The sequence below is a fragment of the Spiroplasma endosymbiont of Amphimallon solstitiale genome, from assembly GCF_964030965.1.
Lineage (GTDB): Bacteria > Bacillota_I > Bacilli_A > Mycoplasmatales > VBWQ01 > Spiroplasma_E.
On sequence record NZ_OZ034999.1, the window covers coordinates 1916696 to 1935898 of the forward strand.

General features: G+C 23.1%; 17 protein-coding genes. 6 read left to right on the forward strand and 11 right to left on the reverse strand.

Going from position 1 to position 19203, the window contains the following annotated elements; translation table 4 throughout:
• Window positions 1-236 precede the first annotated feature (236 nt).
• On the forward strand, window positions 237-2864 hold the full coding sequence (locus AAHH39_RS11970) for a valine--tRNA ligase (protein ID WP_342218240.1): 2628 nt from the start codon (window positions 237-239) through the stop codon (window positions 2862-2864).
• Between the two features lie 7 nt (window positions 2865-2871).
• On the opposite strand, the gene AAHH39_RS11975 is transcribed toward AAHH39_RS11970, so the two are convergent.
• Window positions 2872-3354, reverse strand: a complete 483-nt coding sequence (locus tag AAHH39_RS11975) for a hypothetical protein (RefSeq protein WP_286642508.1) — start codon at window positions 3352-3354, stop codon at window positions 2872-2874.
• 124 nt (window positions 3355-3478) lie between these two features.
• Between AAHH39_RS11975 and AAHH39_RS11980 the strand changes: the two genes are divergently transcribed.
• Window positions 3479-4435, forward strand: coding sequence for an IS30 family transposase (locus AAHH39_RS11980; RefSeq protein ID WP_342218241.1), 957 nt, complete (start codon window positions 3479-3481; stop codon window positions 4433-4435).
• A 182-nt stretch (window positions 4436-4617) separates the two neighbouring features.
• On the opposite strand, the gene AAHH39_RS11985 is transcribed toward AAHH39_RS11980, so the two are convergent.
• From AAHH39_RS11985 to AAHH39_RS12015, 7 genes are all read right to left on the reverse strand, one after another.
• Window positions 4618-6069, reverse strand: coding sequence for a hypothetical protein (locus tag AAHH39_RS11985; protein ID WP_342218242.1), 1452 nt, complete (start codon window positions 6067-6069; stop codon window positions 4618-4620).
• Window positions 6070-6112: 43 nt separating this feature from the next.
• A complete protein-coding gene (gene holA / locus AAHH39_RS11990; protein WP_342218243.1) occupies window positions 6113-7024 on the reverse strand; it encodes a DNA polymerase III subunit delta in 912 nt (303 codons plus the stop codon).
• 215 nt (window positions 7025-7239) lie between these two features.
• Window positions 7240-7758 carry a hypothetical protein gene (locus tag AAHH39_RS11995; protein ID WP_342218244.1) on the reverse strand — a complete coding sequence of 173 codons (519 nt, stop codon included), beginning with the start codon at window positions 7756-7758 and terminating at the stop codon, window positions 7240-7242.
• A 535-nt stretch (window positions 7759-8293) separates the two neighbouring features.
• Complete coding sequence (locus tag AAHH39_RS12000) at window positions 8294-9253, reverse strand: transposase-like zinc-binding domain-containing protein (RefSeq protein WP_342217794.1); 960 nt, start codon at window positions 9251-9253, stop codon at window positions 8294-8296.
• A gap of 68 nt (window positions 9254-9321) precedes the next feature.
• A complete protein-coding gene (locus AAHH39_RS12005) occupies window positions 9322-9831 on the reverse strand; it encodes a ComEC/Rec2 family competence protein (protein ID WP_342218245.1) in 510 nt (169 codons plus the stop codon).
• Between the two features lie 68 nt (window positions 9832-9899).
• Window positions 9900-10844 (reverse strand): IS30 family transposase, encoded by a 945-nt coding sequence (locus tag AAHH39_RS12010; RefSeq protein ID WP_342218246.1) that lies wholly within the window; start codon window positions 10842-10844, stop codon window positions 9900-9902.
• Between the two features lie 431 nt (window positions 10845-11275).
• Window positions 11276-11497 (reverse strand): hypothetical protein, encoded by a 222-nt coding sequence (locus AAHH39_RS12015; RefSeq protein WP_342218247.1) that lies wholly within the window; start codon window positions 11495-11497, stop codon window positions 11276-11278.
• Between the two features lie 301 nt (window positions 11498-11798).
• On the opposite strand from AAHH39_RS12015, the gene AAHH39_RS12020 reads away from it, so the two are divergent.
• Window positions 11799-12920, forward strand: a complete 1122-nt coding sequence (locus AAHH39_RS12020) for an Mbov_0401 family ICE element transposase-like protein (RefSeq protein WP_342218248.1) — start codon at window positions 11799-11801, stop codon at window positions 12918-12920.
• Window positions 12921-13231: 311 nt separating this feature from the next.
• On the opposite strand, the gene ilvA is transcribed toward AAHH39_RS12020, so the two are convergent.
• Window positions 13232-14482: a threonine ammonia-lyase gene (gene ilvA / locus AAHH39_RS12025; RefSeq protein ID WP_342218249.1), complete on the reverse strand. Its 1251-nt coding sequence runs from the start codon at window positions 14480-14482 to the stop codon at window positions 13232-13234.
• Window positions 14483-14820: 338 nt separating this feature from the next.
• On the opposite strand from ilvA, the gene AAHH39_RS12030 reads away from it, so the two are divergent.
• On the forward strand, window positions 14821-15549 hold the full coding sequence (locus AAHH39_RS12030; protein WP_342218250.1) for an ABC transporter ATP-binding protein: 729 nt from the start codon (window positions 14821-14823) through the stop codon (window positions 15547-15549).
• A gap of 15 nt (window positions 15550-15564) precedes the next feature.
• Window positions 15565-15786, forward strand: a complete 222-nt coding sequence (locus AAHH39_RS12035) for a hypothetical protein (protein ID WP_342218251.1) — start codon at window positions 15565-15567, stop codon at window positions 15784-15786.
• On the opposite strand, the gene AAHH39_RS12040 is transcribed toward AAHH39_RS12035, so the two are convergent.
• A complete protein-coding gene (locus tag AAHH39_RS12040) occupies window positions 15783-16727 on the reverse strand; it encodes an IS30 family transposase (protein WP_342218252.1) in 945 nt (314 codons plus the stop codon). The genes AAHH39_RS12035 and AAHH39_RS12040 overlap by 4 nt on opposite strands.
• 73 nt (window positions 16728-16800) lie before the next feature.
• Window positions 16801-17754, reverse strand: coding sequence for an IS30 family transposase (locus tag AAHH39_RS12045; RefSeq protein ID WP_342218253.1), 954 nt, complete (start codon window positions 17752-17754; stop codon window positions 16801-16803).
• Between the two features lie 131 nt (window positions 17755-17885).
• Here AAHH39_RS12045 and AAHH39_RS12050 point away from each other — a divergent pair, with 131 nt between their 5' ends.
• Complete coding sequence (locus AAHH39_RS12050; protein ID WP_342219355.1) at window positions 17886-19124, forward strand: IS256 family transposase; 1239 nt, start codon at window positions 17886-17888, stop codon at window positions 19122-19124.
• Window positions 19125-19203 lie beyond the last annotated feature (79 nt).

Consider the following 19203-nt stretch of genomic DNA (forward strand, 5'->3'; position numbering starts at 1 on the left):
CAATGTAAAATAAAATACATAATTAATTTAAAATATGAAAGAGTAAAATTAAATGGTAATTTAGAGACTTAGTGGTTGCTGTAAACTAAGCAAGTTTAATTTGAAGGTAACTTATATTATTAGTAATTTAAATAATAATTAAGTGCATTTACTTTGTAAATGAATTAGGATGGTACCGCGTTAAGAAACGTTCCTATTTGTGGAATGTTTTTTTATTTTAAAAAGGAGTATAACAAATGAATAGAAACTTAAACAAAAAATATAATCATATTGAAATTGAAAAGGATCGTTATGAACAATGAGTAAAATCTGGATTATTTAAGGCAAATGTTAGTTCTATTAATCCTACATTTTCTATTATCTTACCACCACCTAATGTAACCGGACTTTTACATTTAGGTCATGCTTGAGATAGTACTATCCAAGATTTATTAATTCGTTATAAACGTTTACAAGGATTTAATACTTTATTTATACCTGGTATGGATCATGCTGGCATTGCCACGCAAGTTAAAGTTGCACAACGTATTAAAGAAGAACAAAAACTTAATTTGCAAGAATTAGGTAAAGATAAATTTTTACAACAAGCATGAAAATGAAAAACAGAATATGCACAAAACATAAGAAAACAGTGAGCAAAACTTGGTTTAGCATTAGATTATTCGCATGAAGTATTTACTTTAGATGAAAATGTTAAGCAACCAGTTAATGAAGTATTTGTAAAGTTATATAAAGAAGGTTTAGTTTATCGAGGAAAAAAGATAGTAAATTGAGATCCAGAATTAAAAACCGCTATTTCTAATATTGAAGTAAATTATCATGAAACAAAAGGAAAAATGTATTATTTAAAATATTTTATAGAAAATAGTAGTGAATTTATTACTATTGCTACTACCAGACCAGAAACAATGTTTGCTGATCAGTGTATAGTTGTAAATAGTAAAGATAAACGTTATTTACAATTTATTGGTAAAATGGTTGTTAATCCGGCTAATAAAATGTTAATTAAAGTCATTGCTGATGATTATGTTGATATGAATTTTGGAACAGGTGCTATGAAATGTACACCAGCTCATGATGCTAATGACTATGAAATTGCATTACGTCACAATTTAGCAATACCTATTTGTATGAATGTTGATGGAACTATGAATGAATTAGCACAATCATATATTAATCAAGATCGAATGGTGTGTCGTAAACAATTAGTTGAACAATTAAGAAAAGAAAATTTAGTTGTAAAGGTTGAAGACCATCTTCATCAAGTTGGTTATTCAGAAAGAAGTAACGCTATTATTGAACCATATTTATCACAACAATGATTCATAAAAATGAAACCATTAGTTGAAATGATTATTGATAAACAAAAAAATAAGAAAACAAAGATTGATTTTCATCCAATATTATTTGAACAACAACTTTTGCAGTGATTAAATAATATTCAAGATTGATGTATTTCCCGTCAATTGTGATGGGGTCATTCGCTTCCGGTTTGATATCATAAAAAAACTAAGAAAATTTATGTTGATACTAACCCACCATCACCAATTAACGATTATATTCAAGAATCAGACGTATTAGATACATGATTTTCTAGCGGTTTATGACCTTTTGTAACCTTGGGTTGACCACAAAAAAATGTTGATTTGCAAAAATATTATCCAATATCAGTATTAGTTACTGCTTATGATATTTTATTTTTTTGAGTTGCACGAATGATGTTTATGGGTTGAAAATTTACTAACCAAAAACCATTTACTAATGTTTTAATTCATGGTTTAATTCGTGATGAACAAGGTAGAAAAATGTCAAAATCATTAAATAATGGAATTGATCCAATGGAAGTTATTAAAAAGTATGGTGCCGATGCTTTACGTTACTTTTTAGTTAGCAATTGTGCTCCGGGTCAAGATTTAAGATTTAGTATTACTAAAGTTGAGTCAGCTTGAAATTTCAATAATAAGTTATGAAACGCTGCACGTTATGTACTAATGAATATTGATGATAAGTTTCAATTGGATGAAAATATTGTCTATAATAATTCATTATCATTTATTGATCAATGAATTTTACAAGAACTTAATCAATTGATTATTTATGTAGAGCAATATATGGAAAAATATGAATTTGTTTTAGTAGTTAAAGCACTATCAAACTTTATATGAAATAAATATTGTTCTTGATATATTGAATTAAATAAAGTTAATTTACAAAATCAAGAGCAACAAAGTAACTCATTACAAACATTATATTATGTTTTACAACAAATTATTATTATGGTTCATCCCTTTATTCCCTTTATTACAGAAGCAATTTATCAAGAAATGGGGTATAAAAATAGCATTTTAACAAATAAGTTTCCTAAAGTTAAAGTTATGGAAAAAACAAAAGATGTAACACAATTTGTTGAAATATTAATTGAAATTATTGGTAATATTCGAGAAATTCGTAAAGAACTTAATTTATCTTTAAAATTACCGTTAACTATTCATATCAATACGACTAATTCTTTTTTTGAAGTAGAAAAAAATACTTTAAATCCTTATTTATTACAATTAACTAATAGTCAAATTGTTACTATTAGTGATAGTCCGTTGTCTGTTAATAATAAAATAATTAAAATTATTAATTCAGCAGTAATAGAAATTAATGTTTCAAATTTATTTAATAAAGAAGAACAATTAGCAAAATTAAAAGAGGAATTAGTTTATATTGAAAATGAAATAAAACGTAGTAAAGATATTTTAAGTAACCAACAATTTTTAGCAAAGGCACCACCAACAAAAGTTGAAATAGAAAAGCAGAAATTAGAAAAGTATCAAAATCAAAAAATTTTAATCAATGCCAAGATTAAAGAATTATAAAAAAGTTTTATTTTAATTCAAGTTGAAAAATTTCATTATTTTCCAATTTAATATCATCGATACCTACTGAAAAATCAATAAATTCTTTACCATTTCAATGCTCAATGTATCAAAATTTTTTATCTTCTTGAGTACCTTTTTTACCTTTTACAGCAACCAAAAATCTTCCAAATTGACTTTTTTCAACAGTAAAATCATTAGAACAAGCACTTAGTAAATTACCAAGTGTATTAAAAGTAGTAATATAATTAGTTTTTTCAAGAATAGTTTCCTTGCCGTTGATAGCTGTAATTTCAATATTAGTAGTAATGCTATTTTGATTAGTAGTACCATTTAAGAATTTTGGGATATAAATAATATTTAGTATTAATGAAGTTCCTAATATTAATATAATAGAATTATATTTGCATCATTTAATAAATGTTTTATTTTTAATTATTTTTATAAAATTATTTTCTCATTTCTTACCATCAGTTTTTATTTTTGTCATTATTATCAGCCTTTGCATTATCTTTTTTATTTTATTATACCTGAATTGTAAAATTAAAAAGGACACTTATATAAAAATTAAATTGTGTTAATTCTATAATTAAGAAAAGAAAGGAATTAGCACAATGTATAAGTATCTGACTATTGAATCAATAATAGCAATAAAAGAATATAAAAGTTATGGATTTTCGATTCGTAAAATAGCAAAAGCCATTGATTATAGTAAATCAACTGTACATAGAGTTTGTAGATTATTAAATCAAAACTTATTACCATTAGAAATATTGAATAAAATTCAAAAAAATAAACAAAATGCAGGTAGAAAATTAATAATTTTAACTTTAATAGAAATTAATACTATTAATCATTTGTTAATTACTAAAAATTATGCTCTTGATATAATTGCTAATTTTTTAAAGGAAAATAAAATAAAAAGTATTTCAACAAAAACTTTATATAACATGTTTAAAACAAATCGAATGGGTTTTGATGAAAATAACTTATTGAGAAAAGGAAAAAATAAACCTCACAAACAAAAAGAAACTAGGGGCAGAATTAATAATTGTAAGTCTATTCATGAAAGAAATTTAATCATTCCTAATATTAAAAATATAGAAGAATTTGGTCATTTAGAAGGTGATACTATCATTGGTAAAGATCATAAAAGTTCTATTATTACTTTAGCTGATATATGATCAAAAACCACAATTCCTTTAGCAACTAAAAATAATAAATCAGAAAATATTACAAAAAGTATAATAAAATTTATTTCAAAGTTACAAAAAGGAACAGTTAAAACTATTACTTTTGATCGTGGTAAAGAATTTAGTAAATGAAAATTAATCGAAAAAAATTGTAATTTTAAGATTTATTTTGCAGATCCTGGTAAACCTTGTCAAAGAGGTTTAAATGAAAATAATAATGGTATTTTAAGAAGATATTTACCAAAATCTACAGATCTATCTTTTAATTATGTAGAAAAGTATGGATGACCAAAAATTATTCATCAATTTACACTTAAAATATTATTTTTAATTAAAAATTTGTTAAAAGTAACATTATTTAGTGTAAAAATTCTCTAAAAATAACACTTTATCATGTATCATTACTTTTCTACAAAATTAAAGGATTTATGTATACGAAATAAATATTATGTTAAAATTTTTAATTCAAAAATAAGTATTATTAATTTAATTAATACTTATTAAATCTAATAATTAAAAATAATAAAATTAAAAAGGACTTTTAGTCCTTTTTAATTTTATTATTTAAATAAATCACTATTACGTCAAAATTTATGATCTTTTGTATCTTTTTTATTATTATCTAAACTATCATCAAAAAGTGATGGATCGATTTCATAAGGTTTACCACTTAAAGCATTATTAATAGCATTTTGATATTCCGAATTGGCTCTCATAATTTTATTACGATCAATTTTTGGATTAAGAATAGCAATAACTAGTATAATAGCAATTGGTAAAATTGCTGATGCTGCTGTAATATATGTTAATATTTGAAAAGCTTTAAAGGTTGCTAATCCTTTTAATCAAGGTAAAGCATTAGGATTAATTTTGTCACCTTTATCTAAAAAAGAAGTAAATGTTCTTAATAATGAATCATTTGTTGTCATATAAATTAAATTTGAAATTGTATAAATTATTCAAAAAATTAAAATAACTATTAAAAAATATGATGTTCAATATAAATCACGACCTAATTTTGGTGGTTTTAAAATTGAATATAAAAAGCCTCCATTTAAAACTATTGTTGTGACAATAGTGAAAACTATAGTTTTTGATTGTTGTGCAAAATTATAATAAACAGGTGATGTACTATTATTATCTTTAATTTGAAAAGTACCTGCTATAAAATAAGTTAGTATATAAGTAGCTATTGCTAGCACTGTTGTTAATAAGAAAAAAGCTGATAATATTTTCTTTAAAAGTGGAATATATTTTGGTTTATTCATATACGGGTAAAATTTAGGATTTGTGGCGGGATGTTGCGGTAATACACCTAACTTCGCTAAATTTGCTAAACTATTATTATCAAGATTATTAATATTTAAATTATTACCTAGATTTCCAATGCCACCAATATTAGGATTTGTATCAACATTATTATCAACATTCTGATTATTTGGAGTAACACTTGGCTTAACCTCAGTAGCATCATCACTAAAATTATTTAATGCAGTAATTTGATCATTTAATTCATTAAAAGTATTATTATCAAACTGTCTTATTCGTTCAAGACTTTCTTTTTCCACAGTCTTACAAATATTAGTAATTGTAACTATTAATAAGTTACGCTCTTCAAGAATTTCAATACGATTTTTAGGAGAACTTTTAGTAATGCTCAAACTACGATTTACCAAATTAGAAATTAACTGCAAAAATTCTATTGCATACTTTTTATCTTTTAATTCTTTTAGTTCTTTTTCAAGAAAAAATAAATTAGAAATTTGTAATTCTAAAATTTTTAAAAGTTCTTCATTAGCAAAAATAGATTTTCTAACAATTAAATTATTTAAACTGTTATATATAGTACTTGATATTTCATAGTATAATGCCACATTTAAATCTTCTTCTGAGTACACTTTTTCGGTTTTTTTCTTTGTAACTCTTTTTACTTTTGGTTTAACCAATGTAATGTCACTATTTTCTTCTACTAACTTTTTTTCTGTAACATCAGTATTTTTATTACTTTTCATTATATGTATCACCTCTTGAGTTTAAAACATCTATAATTATATACTAAATATTCAAAAAAAATAAATCAATTGTAATATTTTTATTAAACTTTCCTTTTTTGATATTGTAATCTAATTCATATAATTTTAACAAAATATTATTAATATTTAAATTAATATTTAAATATTGTTCTAATATTTTTACTTGAAACTTGGAAATATTTAATATATTGGAAATATCTTCATTACTTTTTTTTTGTTTAACTAAAATTTTGATATCTCTAATTAATTCTAATTGATATACAAGAATATTAATCAATTTAATTTTATCATAATTAATAACATTATAATAGTTATATTGTGTTCAAAAATTGTTATAATCTTTTTTTAATATATATTCAACAGTTTTAAAAATATTTGTTTCAAAATATTTAGGAACCACCTCAATAATAATATCTGAAGTTATTTTTTTTCCAATTAATCTTAATTTTGATAACTCATTTAAAATAATACTGACATCATTTGGCAAGTATTCTAAAAGAAAATTAGTTGCTTCTTGAGTAATGTTAATTTTAAAACTATTGCAAACTTTATTAATTAATAATAATAATTGTGATTTTGTATAATTTTTAATTTTGATAATATTAAATTGTTGAAATTCTCTACTAATTTTAAAATCAACATTTAAACTTTTAATAATTATCATTGTTTTTTGATTATGGTTAAGCAAAGCATTAACAAATTTTTTTTCTTTAATATATTTTTGTCATAAATTACTGCTATCATTAATTACGATTACTTTATTTTCTTCAAATATACTCATAATTTGAATTTCATTAATAATATTAACAATTGTATCCTCTTGTAATTCATATAGATTATAATCATAATTTTCTTTTTTATGATTTTTTCTAATTAATTGTTCAATATTTTTTCTTACTAAATACTCATCTTGACCATGAACAATATAAACCATGTTTCCAACCTCACAAAATTATTAATATATTTTATGTTAATGTTATAATATCATAATGTTTCATATATAATCACACTTTTATTTTTTCCTCAATAATAAACTTTTTTAAGATTATTCAGTGTTTCAATATTCGGAAAACACTTTCGTTTTTGATAATATTCCAAATTTGAACTTTTATCTTATATACTAATTGTTATATCTAATGTTTTAAAACATTATCACTTTTCAACTAAATTATAAAGATCTTCAGCAACCGCTTGATGCACTAATGTTGTTGGATGAACTTCATCAAAGAAGAAATAATTATTTAATGTTTCTTTTGTTGAACCATTAACATATGTTGCTATAACAGCACCATCTAATGCCATATGAGCATAATCAGATTCAATTGCATTTTGAGTAATATTTTTACCTTCTTGTTGAAATATCAGCGCATATTTACTTAATTCTTCTCTTAAACTAAATCTTCTAATAAAATTAGGATAATTAGTTGTATATAAAGATATCTCGTGATTTCAAAGTGTTTTATAAGCGTCAGATAATTGTTTTGCTAAAACTTGCGATTTAGTTCCATAATATTTTGGGACAAGACTAAAATCTGGAACATCAGTAGCAACAATATCTTGGATGCCTTTATTAATTAATTCTTGAATTATATCTCCTTCTTTTATAATTGCATTATAAATAATATCAAGTCCTTTATAATAGTTACCACTATCAATAGCAGCCAACATATCATTATTTCCTGATTCAAGAAAGACTAAATCATCACTTTGTAAATCTTGATGTTGAGATAATATAAAGCAGCCATTTGATGTTGAAGGCTAAAACGGTTTGAATAAAATGTTCCTGTTCATGAATCATTTTCAGCTGCAACAGCGCCCCCAACCCATAGTTATTACCAAATTGTTTATAAGTTGCTGCATCATTTAAAATCGTATATTTTCATCTTGCTTGTAAGTTTAAATGTAATTTATTAGCTAAAATTTCAGCTGCAACCTTACCATTACTGAAAGAGCGATTTAAATAATATGGATCTCCTAATTCTACTTGAGCGACTCATCAAGGTGCTAATGGTGATTTTTGGACAAAGTCACTCCCAGCTCCAACAAAACTCCCAGTATCAGAAAGACTATCACCAAGAACGTATAATTGATGATAATCAATAACTGTTTTTTCTTTTAATTTTGTAGAAAAGTAGTGGTAAAATAAAAAAAGTCATCAACTTGACTTAAAATTTGATTTTATTAAATTTTGGGATTTATTTTTTTACAAACTGAAATATAACACATTGGATTTTTGATAAGGGGTTAATCCGTAGTGTTGATATTTTCATTTCCATAAATTGAGGTAATTTTGAATATTGGTAAATCCAATGCCATGGTAATGAGTAATAAATTCTTTTAAACTTGATTGTATTTTACTGACATTACTTAATTTTTTATAATTTAATTCTTTATTTTCTTTTGATTTAAACTGCTGGATAGTGGATTTAGTTTGTTTAGCTACTGTATCATATAATACTTGCATATCACAAACTATAATTGAATTTTCTTCGATAAGTTTCGATGTTAAGTTTTCTTGTACTCATTTTTTATTTAATCTTTTAGTATTTGTTGTTTGAGCATAGATATTTCGGTTTTCATCAATTGCCATTTGAATACAACAATTTAAATCTTTAGCATTTTCTTCAATTCATTGTTTTCTTGGATCATTTGGATCTTTAAAGTTTCCTTTATGAATTTCTTTGATAAAAGTTTCGTCAACTTCAATTCTAGCTTTTAATTTTACAAATTGATTTTGTGTTTTTACTAATTGTGTTGATTTCATAAATTTTTGACGATTAAATCAGGCAGTTTTATTTGTAGTATTAATAAATTGAGAAATAATGTAAGCAGATTGACCTAAAGTAGCTATTTGTATCAATAAATCTCATTGATCATGAGATAAATGACTTCAATAAAAATAATGATTTTTAAAAGCATGAAAAGTAATATTACAACTTTTACATTTATATCTTTGCTTATAATCTTTACTACCATATTTAGTACACAAAAAAGAACTACAATCTGGACATTGAATCCCTTTCTCTTTGAATTTTTGTTCGACTGCTTCAAATTTTTCTTTTTTCTCAATTTGTTTAATTCTAGTTTTATTTTCTCTAAAAATCTCAATAAAATCTTTATCAGACAAATTATTTAAAATTTCTTTTACTGTATTTTTATTCATTTAAAATCACCTCTTTAATATTAAAAATACCATATAAAAATATATTTTTGCTAATTTTACTAATACCACTACTTTTCTACAAAATTAAAGGTTTGTTCTTCAATATCACCAGTAAATAAAATTTTATAATTATAAACTTTTAATAACAAAACTAAACTTTTATTATTTTCAGAAACATATTGCAAATTAAAACCATAAACTAAATTATGAATTGGATTAAAACCATCAATAATATATTGCGATAATTGATTGGTATTTTCATAAATTTTATCTATTTTTAAGTTCATTTTCAAAAATCCAATATTACTAATATGATCTAAATCATGATGAGTTAAAAATACTGCTTTTAAACTATGAATTCCTTTTGCTGAAAGATAATTATAAATAGTTGGATTATTTGGTTTTAAATCTTCTGTGCCCGCATCAATTAAAATAGCAGATTTATTATAAGGACTAGTTAATAAAAAACTCATAGCATTACCAACATTAATCATCGTTAATTCATAATAAGGTTTAATAATACTATTCATTCATAATGTTGAAAGTAAAACAAAATTAATAATAATAACTGTTAACATTCTTCAATTAAAATATCGTCAACAGTTATAAATAAATCCTGAATTGTAAATATAAATGGGACAGTTTTTTAAAATAATTGTATTAAATCTATTGGTCTTTTATAAGATAGTGATTTTCTGGGTGTAGAATTAATTTGAAATGCTATAGTATTTAAATCTTTTTGTTTATATGAAGATAGATCTGTAGATTTTGATAAATATCTTCTTAAAATACCATTATTATTTTCATTTAAACCTCTTTGACAAGGTTTACCAGGATCTGCAAAATAAATCTTAACATTACAATTTTTTTCGATTAATTTTCATTTACTAAATTCTTTACCACGATCAAAAGTAATAGTTTTAACTGTTCCTTTTTGTAACTTTGAAATAAATTTTATTATACTTTTTGTAATATTTTCTGATTTATTATTTTTAGTTGCTAAAGGAATTGTGGTTTTTGATCATATATCAGCTAAAGTAATAATAGAACTTTTATGATCTTTACCAATGATAGTATCACCCTCTAAATGACCAAATTCTTCTATATTTTTAATATTAGGAATGATTAAATTTCTTTCATGAATAGACTTACAATTATTAATTCTGCCCCTAGTTTCTTTTTGTTTGTGAGGTTTATTTTTTCCTTTTCTCAATAAGTTATTTTCATCAAAACCCATTCGATTTGTTTTAAACATGTTATATAAAGTTTTTGTTGAAATACTTTTTATTTTATTTTCCTTTAAAAAATTAGCAATTATATCAAGAGCATAATTTTTAGTAATTAACAAATGATTAATAGTATTAATTTCTATTAAAGTTAAAATTATTAATTTTCTACCTGCATTTTGTTTATTTTTTTGAATTTTATTCAATATTTCTAATGGTAATAAGTTTTGATTTAATAATCTACAAACTCTATGTACAGTTGATTTACTATAATCAATGGCTTTTGCTATTTTACGAATCGAAAATCCATAACTTTTATATTCTTTTATTGCTATTATTGATTCAATAGTCAGATACTTATACATTGTACTAATTCCTTTCTTTTCTTAATTATAGAATTAACACAATTTAATTTTTATATAAGTGTCCTTTTTAATTTTACAATTCAGGTAATAAAATTGAAAATGCTTTAAATTTATATGGTTCAAATAAATCAAAATTATTTTCTAAATTAGAATTTTATGAAGAAATTTCACAAATTGACAATGATAATGAGTTTGAACTGCAAATTAAAAACCCGATTAATAATTTAAATCGGATTGAAATTAGTGGTATATTTGGTGCTGGAAATTATGATTTAGTTTTAATAACTGATAAACAAAAAATAAATTTTAATAATATCAACTTATTTGATAAATACAACGAAAATGTTTCTTATATTAATTTAGAAGTTTAATTTGAAAAATAATTTTTAGGATAAATACCATCTCATTTTATATCATTATCTCCTGCTTTTTTAACAGAAAAGTATAAATTCATGCCCCCCCTCAAAGTCATGTTCTCATATAGTTGTATTTCCTCATACTGCTATATGGTCATGATTCAAAAAATATGTCAAATTATTAGTTTTATTATGTGCTAGTGAACCTATTATTAAACCAGTTGCTCCACTTACAGCACCAGTTAGTGCTAATGCTAATGTTATTTTACTTAAATTTATTTTTATTCATGTTTTCATATTAAATTACTCCTTTTTTCCTTAATTTTACTTTTAAATTGTACTATTTTTGATTATTTTTACAAGTATGCTTTTAAATGCAAAATAACGCCTAAATTAAAGGCGTTTATTTTATAATACCTATACTATTAATTATATTGAAATTGTTTATTATATTTTAAATATGAAAGTGGTTTTTTAAATAATTTTTATTTTATTTAAAATTACACTTATATATTTATATAATAATTAAGTAAATTAATTTTTTAAATATATTTACAATAAATTTAGATTTTTTTTAAAATAGTTAGGAAAAGTAAATTTGAATTTTAATTATAAATGAAATTTTAGAGAACAATATCCTAAAATTGATAAATTAGTTTTAGAACATATAACAAAGAAATGAGAAAAAATAGATTGAAGAATAAAAAATACAAGAGATAAAAAGAAATATAAAATTGTTGATTATCAATATCGAACAAGAAAAACAATGTATGGAATGGTAACTTATAAAAGAAGAATTTATGAATATTTTAATGAAAAATTACAAAAATGAACTCGAGTATGTTTAGTTTATGAATGACTAGAACTACCTAAATATAAAAGAATTGGTGAAGATGTTGAACAAACTATTATTGAATATTTTGCTGATAGAAAAAGATATCATGATATTTGTGCTATTTGTAAAAAAGCAGGTATTAGTGTTAGTACTATTCATAGAGTTTTTAAAAATTTAGAAGTAATTGAAGCAAATCCAGTAAAAGTAAAACTAGAAAAAAATCAACCTATTTTTGTAGCAATTGATGATGGACATAGAAAGTTTTGAGATTTTAAACGTAAAGGTATAAAACACTCTATGAGATTAATAACAACATATACAGATAATATTAATCACAAAGTACAAAATAAAAGAGTAAAAGCAATTATAAGACCAACAAGAACAGTAATTGGAGTTAAAAAAACTGCTGAATTTATTAAAGAACATTGTCAAAAATTTTATGAAAATGTTGAACAAGCGAAAATTATTATTTGTGGAGATAGTGCAGGATGAATTAAAGATGTAGCAGATTATTTAAGTGCTGAGTTTGTTTTAGATAAATTCCATTTAATTAGAACATTATATCTTGGAATAATGGCTGGAAATAAAGGAAAGTATGTAAAAGAATATAATCATTGTAAAAATTTAATTAATAATGGTCAATATGATGAATTAATTAACTATTTATATAAAGAATTAGATAATCATAAAAAGTTAAAAAAACAATATTTTAAAAATAATAAACAAGGTATTGTTAATCAAGGTAAGAAATGAAATAAAGGTTGTTTTACTGAAACAAATATTTGACATGTTTTAAAAGAAATGATTGTTAATAGAACATATAGTATTTTTATTTATATAAAAATGGTTATTTTTAAATGTAATCAAATAAATTTAAAAACATAATTTTACTTATTTTGAAATAAAAATTAAGAAAACTTATTAAATTAAAAGTTAATAAGAATTTTTGTTATATATTTATATTAATTAAATTATTAAAATGTTTTTATAATTTATAAAATTGAGTATTTTAATTGTAATATTTTTAAAATAGTAGTAAGATAAATTTACAATTACATAAAAATCCTAATTATTTCTTGTCTAAAAAATAATAAGACTATATGAATTAATTTATTCCGGATTTTTGACAATCTCCTAAATATAATTGATATTTTTAAACTAAATTTTTGTTTTAATAAAATACCAAATTTAAAAAACTATTTAGCTAATAATGTAAAGTTAGAACTTGATGCTCTAATCTCAGCAAAAATTTTATTTTTTTGAAATTCATCTGATGTATCCATAACTATAAAAATACTAAAATTACTAATATCTAATTTATTACGATCAAATGTACTGTGAATTTTATAAATAGAGGCACCATTTTTAGTAATAATATTAATAATTTCGCTAATAGTACTATTATTAATTTTACCGTTAACTGAAAAAGGAACTCGTCGATGTGAACTAATTAAGGCACTATTAATAATTGTTCCTAATGTAGTAATATCAACATTACCACCACTAATTACACAAACAACATTTTTATCTTTACCAATGATTTTATCTAATTTACCAGAAAGAATAGCAGCAACAGTAACAGCGCCACTACCTTCAGTTACAATTTTACATTTTTCTAATAAAAATAACATTGCTTGCGCAATTTCTTCTTCGCTAACAGTAACAACTTTATCAACATTTTTCTTTAAAATATTAAATGTTAATTCTCCTGTTTGTTTAACAGCAATTCCATCAGCAATTGAACTTTTACCTTGAATTTTAAATGGTTTTCCTTGTTTTAAAGCTTGATTATAAGAATCAACATTTTGTGCTTCAATACCAATAAATTTAATATTTGGATTTTTACTTTTTAAATAAATTGAAATACCACTTAAAAGTCCTCCTCCACCAATTGGAACTAAACAATAATCAATTTCTTTACCCATTGCATTCATTTGCTCATATATTTCTAAACCAATTGTACCTTGACCAGCAATAACAAAATTATCATCATATGGATGAACTAACGTTAACCCTTCTTCTTTTTCAAGTCTTAATGCTTCAAACATTGCATCATCAAACATATTACCACAAAGTTTAACAGTACATTTAGCACCACCAAATTCTTTAGTAGCAGCAATTTTGGCTAGTGGTGCTGTTACAGGCATAACTATCTTTGATACTAAATTTAAACTTGAAGCTGCTAAAGCGACTCCTTGTGCATGATTACCAGCACTAGCAGCAATTAAACCCTTTGCTTGCTGTTCCTTTGATAAATTAAGAATTTTATTTAAAGCTCCTCTAATTTTAAAACTACCTGTTTTTTGTAAATTTTCTAACTTTAAAAATATATTATTACCAGAAAATGAAGAAAGTTTATCTGCTTTTATCAAACTTGTCTTACTAATTTTATCTTTAATTTTTGAATACGTTTCTTCAATTACTTCTTCACTTACTAAATTTTCCACAATGGTTCCTCCTAAGTTTCTATCTAATTTCTCAAATATAATTAATTATACAATATAATAACTTTTATTTATAAAACAACAAAAGTAATCATTAATAGTATATGGTTTTATAATTAAATGGGATTTGAATTCATAAATGTTGATTTAAAGCAAGTGTTAAATTGCTATACTACATAATCACTATTTTCAAATCTATATTATATATACATGAAAAATAAAAATTAAAAAATATTTTTCCAAAATATTTAGAATTAATACTGTTTATTTTATTGTCACAAATTTCGATAATTGCTTTTTAACACTTAATTATAGTAAAATCTAATGCAGAAGGATTATATATGGAAAATAATGAACAAAATAAGAAAAAAATAGATAAGTCTCGGCCACTAGTAGAAATCTTGAATCTAACAAAGGAATATAGAAATAAAGTAGCATTAAATAAAGTTAATTTAACTATTAATCCTGGTGATCGAATTGGAATCATCGGTGCAAATGGTAATGGTAAGTCAACCTTAAGTGAAATTATTGGTGGTATTCGTAAACCAACATCTGGTGAAATAATTCGTCAAGAACATCTAGTAAATGGTTTACAATTTCAAGAATCTAGATATCCGGCCGGAATATCTGTTATGGATATGATTAAATATTATTTACATACTTTTAATATTTCAATGAAAGAAGATGAACTATTAGAGTTACTGAAGACATACCAATTACTTGGAATTGAAAATAAGTTTATTCAAACACTTTCAGGTGGACAACAACAACGTTTAAATATTTTACTAGCTGTTATTCATGATCCTGATCTAGTTATTTTAGATGAAGTTTCCACGGGATTAGATATTGAAGTTCGTTCAGAAATTTTTGAATTTTTTAGAAAAAATATTATTGACAAAAATAAGACAATGATCTTAGTTACTCACAATATGAGCGAAGTTGAAGAATTTTGTTTTAATTATGTAGAAAAGTATGGATGACCAAAAATTATTCATCAATTTACACTTAAAATATTATTTTTAATTAAAAATTTGTTAAAAGTAACATTATTTAGTTTAAAAATTCTCTAAAAATAACACTTTATCATGTATAATTACTTTTATACAAAATTAAAGGAATTTTGTGAAAAGTATATTTACATTCATAATGGAGTTATAAAAGAAGCAGGAAATGTCAAAGATATTGTTAAAAATATGGTTCAGTTCATAATTTTACATGAAAAATGTTTTATAAACCTGAATTGTAAATATAAATGGGACAGTTTTTTTAAAACCTGAATTGTAAATATAAATGGGACAGTTTTTTAAAATAATTGTATTAAATCTATTGGTCTTTTATAAGATAGTGATTTTCTGGGTGTAGAATTAATTTGAAATGCTATAGTATTTAAATCTTTTTGTTTATATGAAGATAGATCTGTAGATTTTGGTAAATATCTTCTTAAAATACCATTATTATTTTCATTTAAACCTCTTTGACAAGGTTTACCAGGATCTGCAAAATAAATCTTAACATTACAATTTTTTTCGATTAATTTTCATTTACTAAATTCTTTACCACGATCAAAAGTAATAGTTTTAACTGTTCCTTTTTGTAACTTTGAAATAAATTTTATTATACTTTTTGTAATATTTTCTGATTTATTATTTTTAGTTGCTAAAAGAATTGTGGTTTTTGATCATATATCAGCTAAAGTAATAATAGAACTTTTATGATCTTTACCAATGATAGTATCACCCTCTAAATGACCAAATTCTTCTATATTTTTAATATTAGGAATGATTAAATTTCTTTCATGAATAGACTTACAATTATTAATTCTGCCCCTAGTTTCTTTTTGTTTGTGAGGTTTATTTTTTCCTTTTCTCAATAAGTTATTTTCATCAAAACCCATTCGATTTGTTTTAAACATGTTATATAAAGTTTTTGTTGAAATACTTTTTATTTTATTTTCCTTTAAAAAATTAGCAATTATATCAAGAGCATAATTTTTAGTAATTAACAAATGATTAATAGTATTAATTTCTATTAAAGTTAAAATTATTAATTTTCTACCTGCATTTTGTTTATTTTTTTGAATTTTATTCAATATTTCTAATGGTAATAAGTTTTGATTTAATAATCTACAAACTCTATGTACAGTTGATTTACTATAATCAATGGCTTTTGCTATTTTACGAATCGAAAATCCATAACTTTTATATTCTTTTATTGCTATTATTGATTCAATAGTCAGATACTTATACATTGTGCTAATTCCTTTCTTTTCTTAATTATAGAATTAACACAATTTAATTTTTATATAAGTGTCCTTTTTAATTTTACAATTCAGGAAATAATTGTATTAAATCTATTGGTCTTTTATAAGATAGTGATTTTCTGGGTGTAGAATTAATTTGAAATGCTATAGTATTTAAATCTTTTTGTTTATATGAAGATAGATCTGTAGATTTTGGTAAATATCTTCTTAAAATACCATTATTATTTTCATTTAAACCTCTTTGACAAGGTTTACCAGGATCTGCAAAATAAATCTTAACATTACAATTTTTTTCGATTAATTTTCATTTACTAAATTCTTTACCACGATCAAAAGTAATAGTTTTAACTGTTCCTTTTTGTAACTTTGAAATAAATTTTATTATACTTTTTGTAATATTTTCTGATTTATTATTTTTAGTTGCTAAAAGAATTGTGGTTTTTGATCATATATCAGCTAAAGTAATAATAGAACTTTTATGATCTTTACCAATGATAGTATCACCCTCTAAATGACCAAATTCTTCTATATTTTTAATATTAGGAATGATTAAATTTCTTTCATGAATAGACTTACAATTATTAATTCTGCCCCTAGTTTCTTTTTGTTTGTGAGGTTTATTTTTTCCTTTTCTCAATAAGTTATTTTCATCAAAACCCATTCGATTTGTTTTAAACATGTTATATAAAGTTTTTGTTGAAATACTTTTTATTTTATTTTCCTTTAAAAAATTAGCAATTATATCAAGAGCATAATTTTTAGTAATTAACAAATGATTAATAGTATTAATTTCTATTAAAGTTAAAATTATTAATTTTCTACCTGCATTTTGTTTATTTTTTTGAATTTTATTCAATATTTCTAATGGTAATAAGTTTTGATTTAATAATCTACAAACTCTATGTACAGTTGATTTACTATAATCAATGGCTTTTGCTATTTTACGAATCGAAAATCCATAACTTTTATATTCTTTTATTGCTATTATTGATTCAATAGTCAGATACTTATACATTGTGCTAATTCCTTTCTTTTCTTAATTATAGAATTAACACAATTTAATTTTTATATAAGTGTCCTTTTTAATTTTACAATTCAGGTAATTCTAGTAAATATAATTAAATGACTAGAAAGAGTGAGTTACAGATGGCTAAAAAACAAAATATTAATAATAATGATCCAATATCAAAAGCAGTAGATTTATTATTAGAAAATACTGAAGATTTAACAACAGTTTTTAAAGAAGGGGGTTTATATAAAGAATTAACAAAACGTTTAGTTGAAAAAATGTTGAATTCTGAAATGCAAAATTATTTAGGATATGAAAAAAATCAACATAGTAATACTGAAAATGCTCGTAATGGTACAAGTTCAAAAAAATTAATAACTCAACAAGGTAAAATTGAGATTGATGTACCAAGAGATCGCAATAGTGATTTTACTCCTGTAATAGTTGCAAAAAGACAGCGAAGATTTGATGGTTTTGATCAACAAGTGCTTTCACTATATGCAAAAGGTATGACTCTATCTGACATTAGAATGCAGTTACAAGAGTTATATCATGGTGCTGATATTAGTGAAAGTGTTATTAGTCAAATTACTGATGATGTTATTGATGATGTCAAAGCATGACAAAATCGACCATTAGAAAGTATTTATCCTATTGTTTACTTTGATTGTATAGTAGTTAAAGTAAGACAAGATAAACGCATTATTAACAAATCAGTTTATATAGCATTAGTAGTTGATTTAGAAGGCAAAAAAGATGTTTTAGGCTTATGAATTAGTGAAAATGAAGGTGCTAAATTTTGATTATCTAATTTGACAGAAATGAAAAATCGAGGCTTAAATGATATTCTTATTGCTTGTAGTGACAATTTAACAGGCATGTCAGAAGCAATACAATCAGTTTATCCTAAAACAGAACATCAATTATGCATTGTTCATCAAATTCGAAATAGTTTAAAATATGTTTCATACAAACATCGAAAAACTTTAGTTACAGATTTAAAGCCAATTTATACTGCATGTAGTGAAGAACAAGCAATGCAAGCTTTAGAATCATTTGAAAGTAAATGAAATAAACAATATCCTCAAATTGCTAAATCTTGATATAAAAATTGAGAAAATTTAATGGTTTTTATTAGTTATCCTGTAGAAATCAAAAGAGTAATTTATACTACAAATGCTATTGAATCTGTTAATAGTCAATTAAGAAAAGTTATCAGAAATAAAAAAGTTTTTCCTAATGATATGTCAGTTTTCAAAATATTTTATTTAGCAATTGAAAATATAACAAAAAAATGAACATTGCCTATTCAAAATTGAAATACAGCAATTGCTCATTTTATGATAAAATTTGAAGACAGAATTAATCTAAACTAGTACTTTGTAAAACAAAGATACACAGATTTCTAAAAAGCCTCGATAACAAAATTGCTGGTGTACCAATACAAACCTTTAA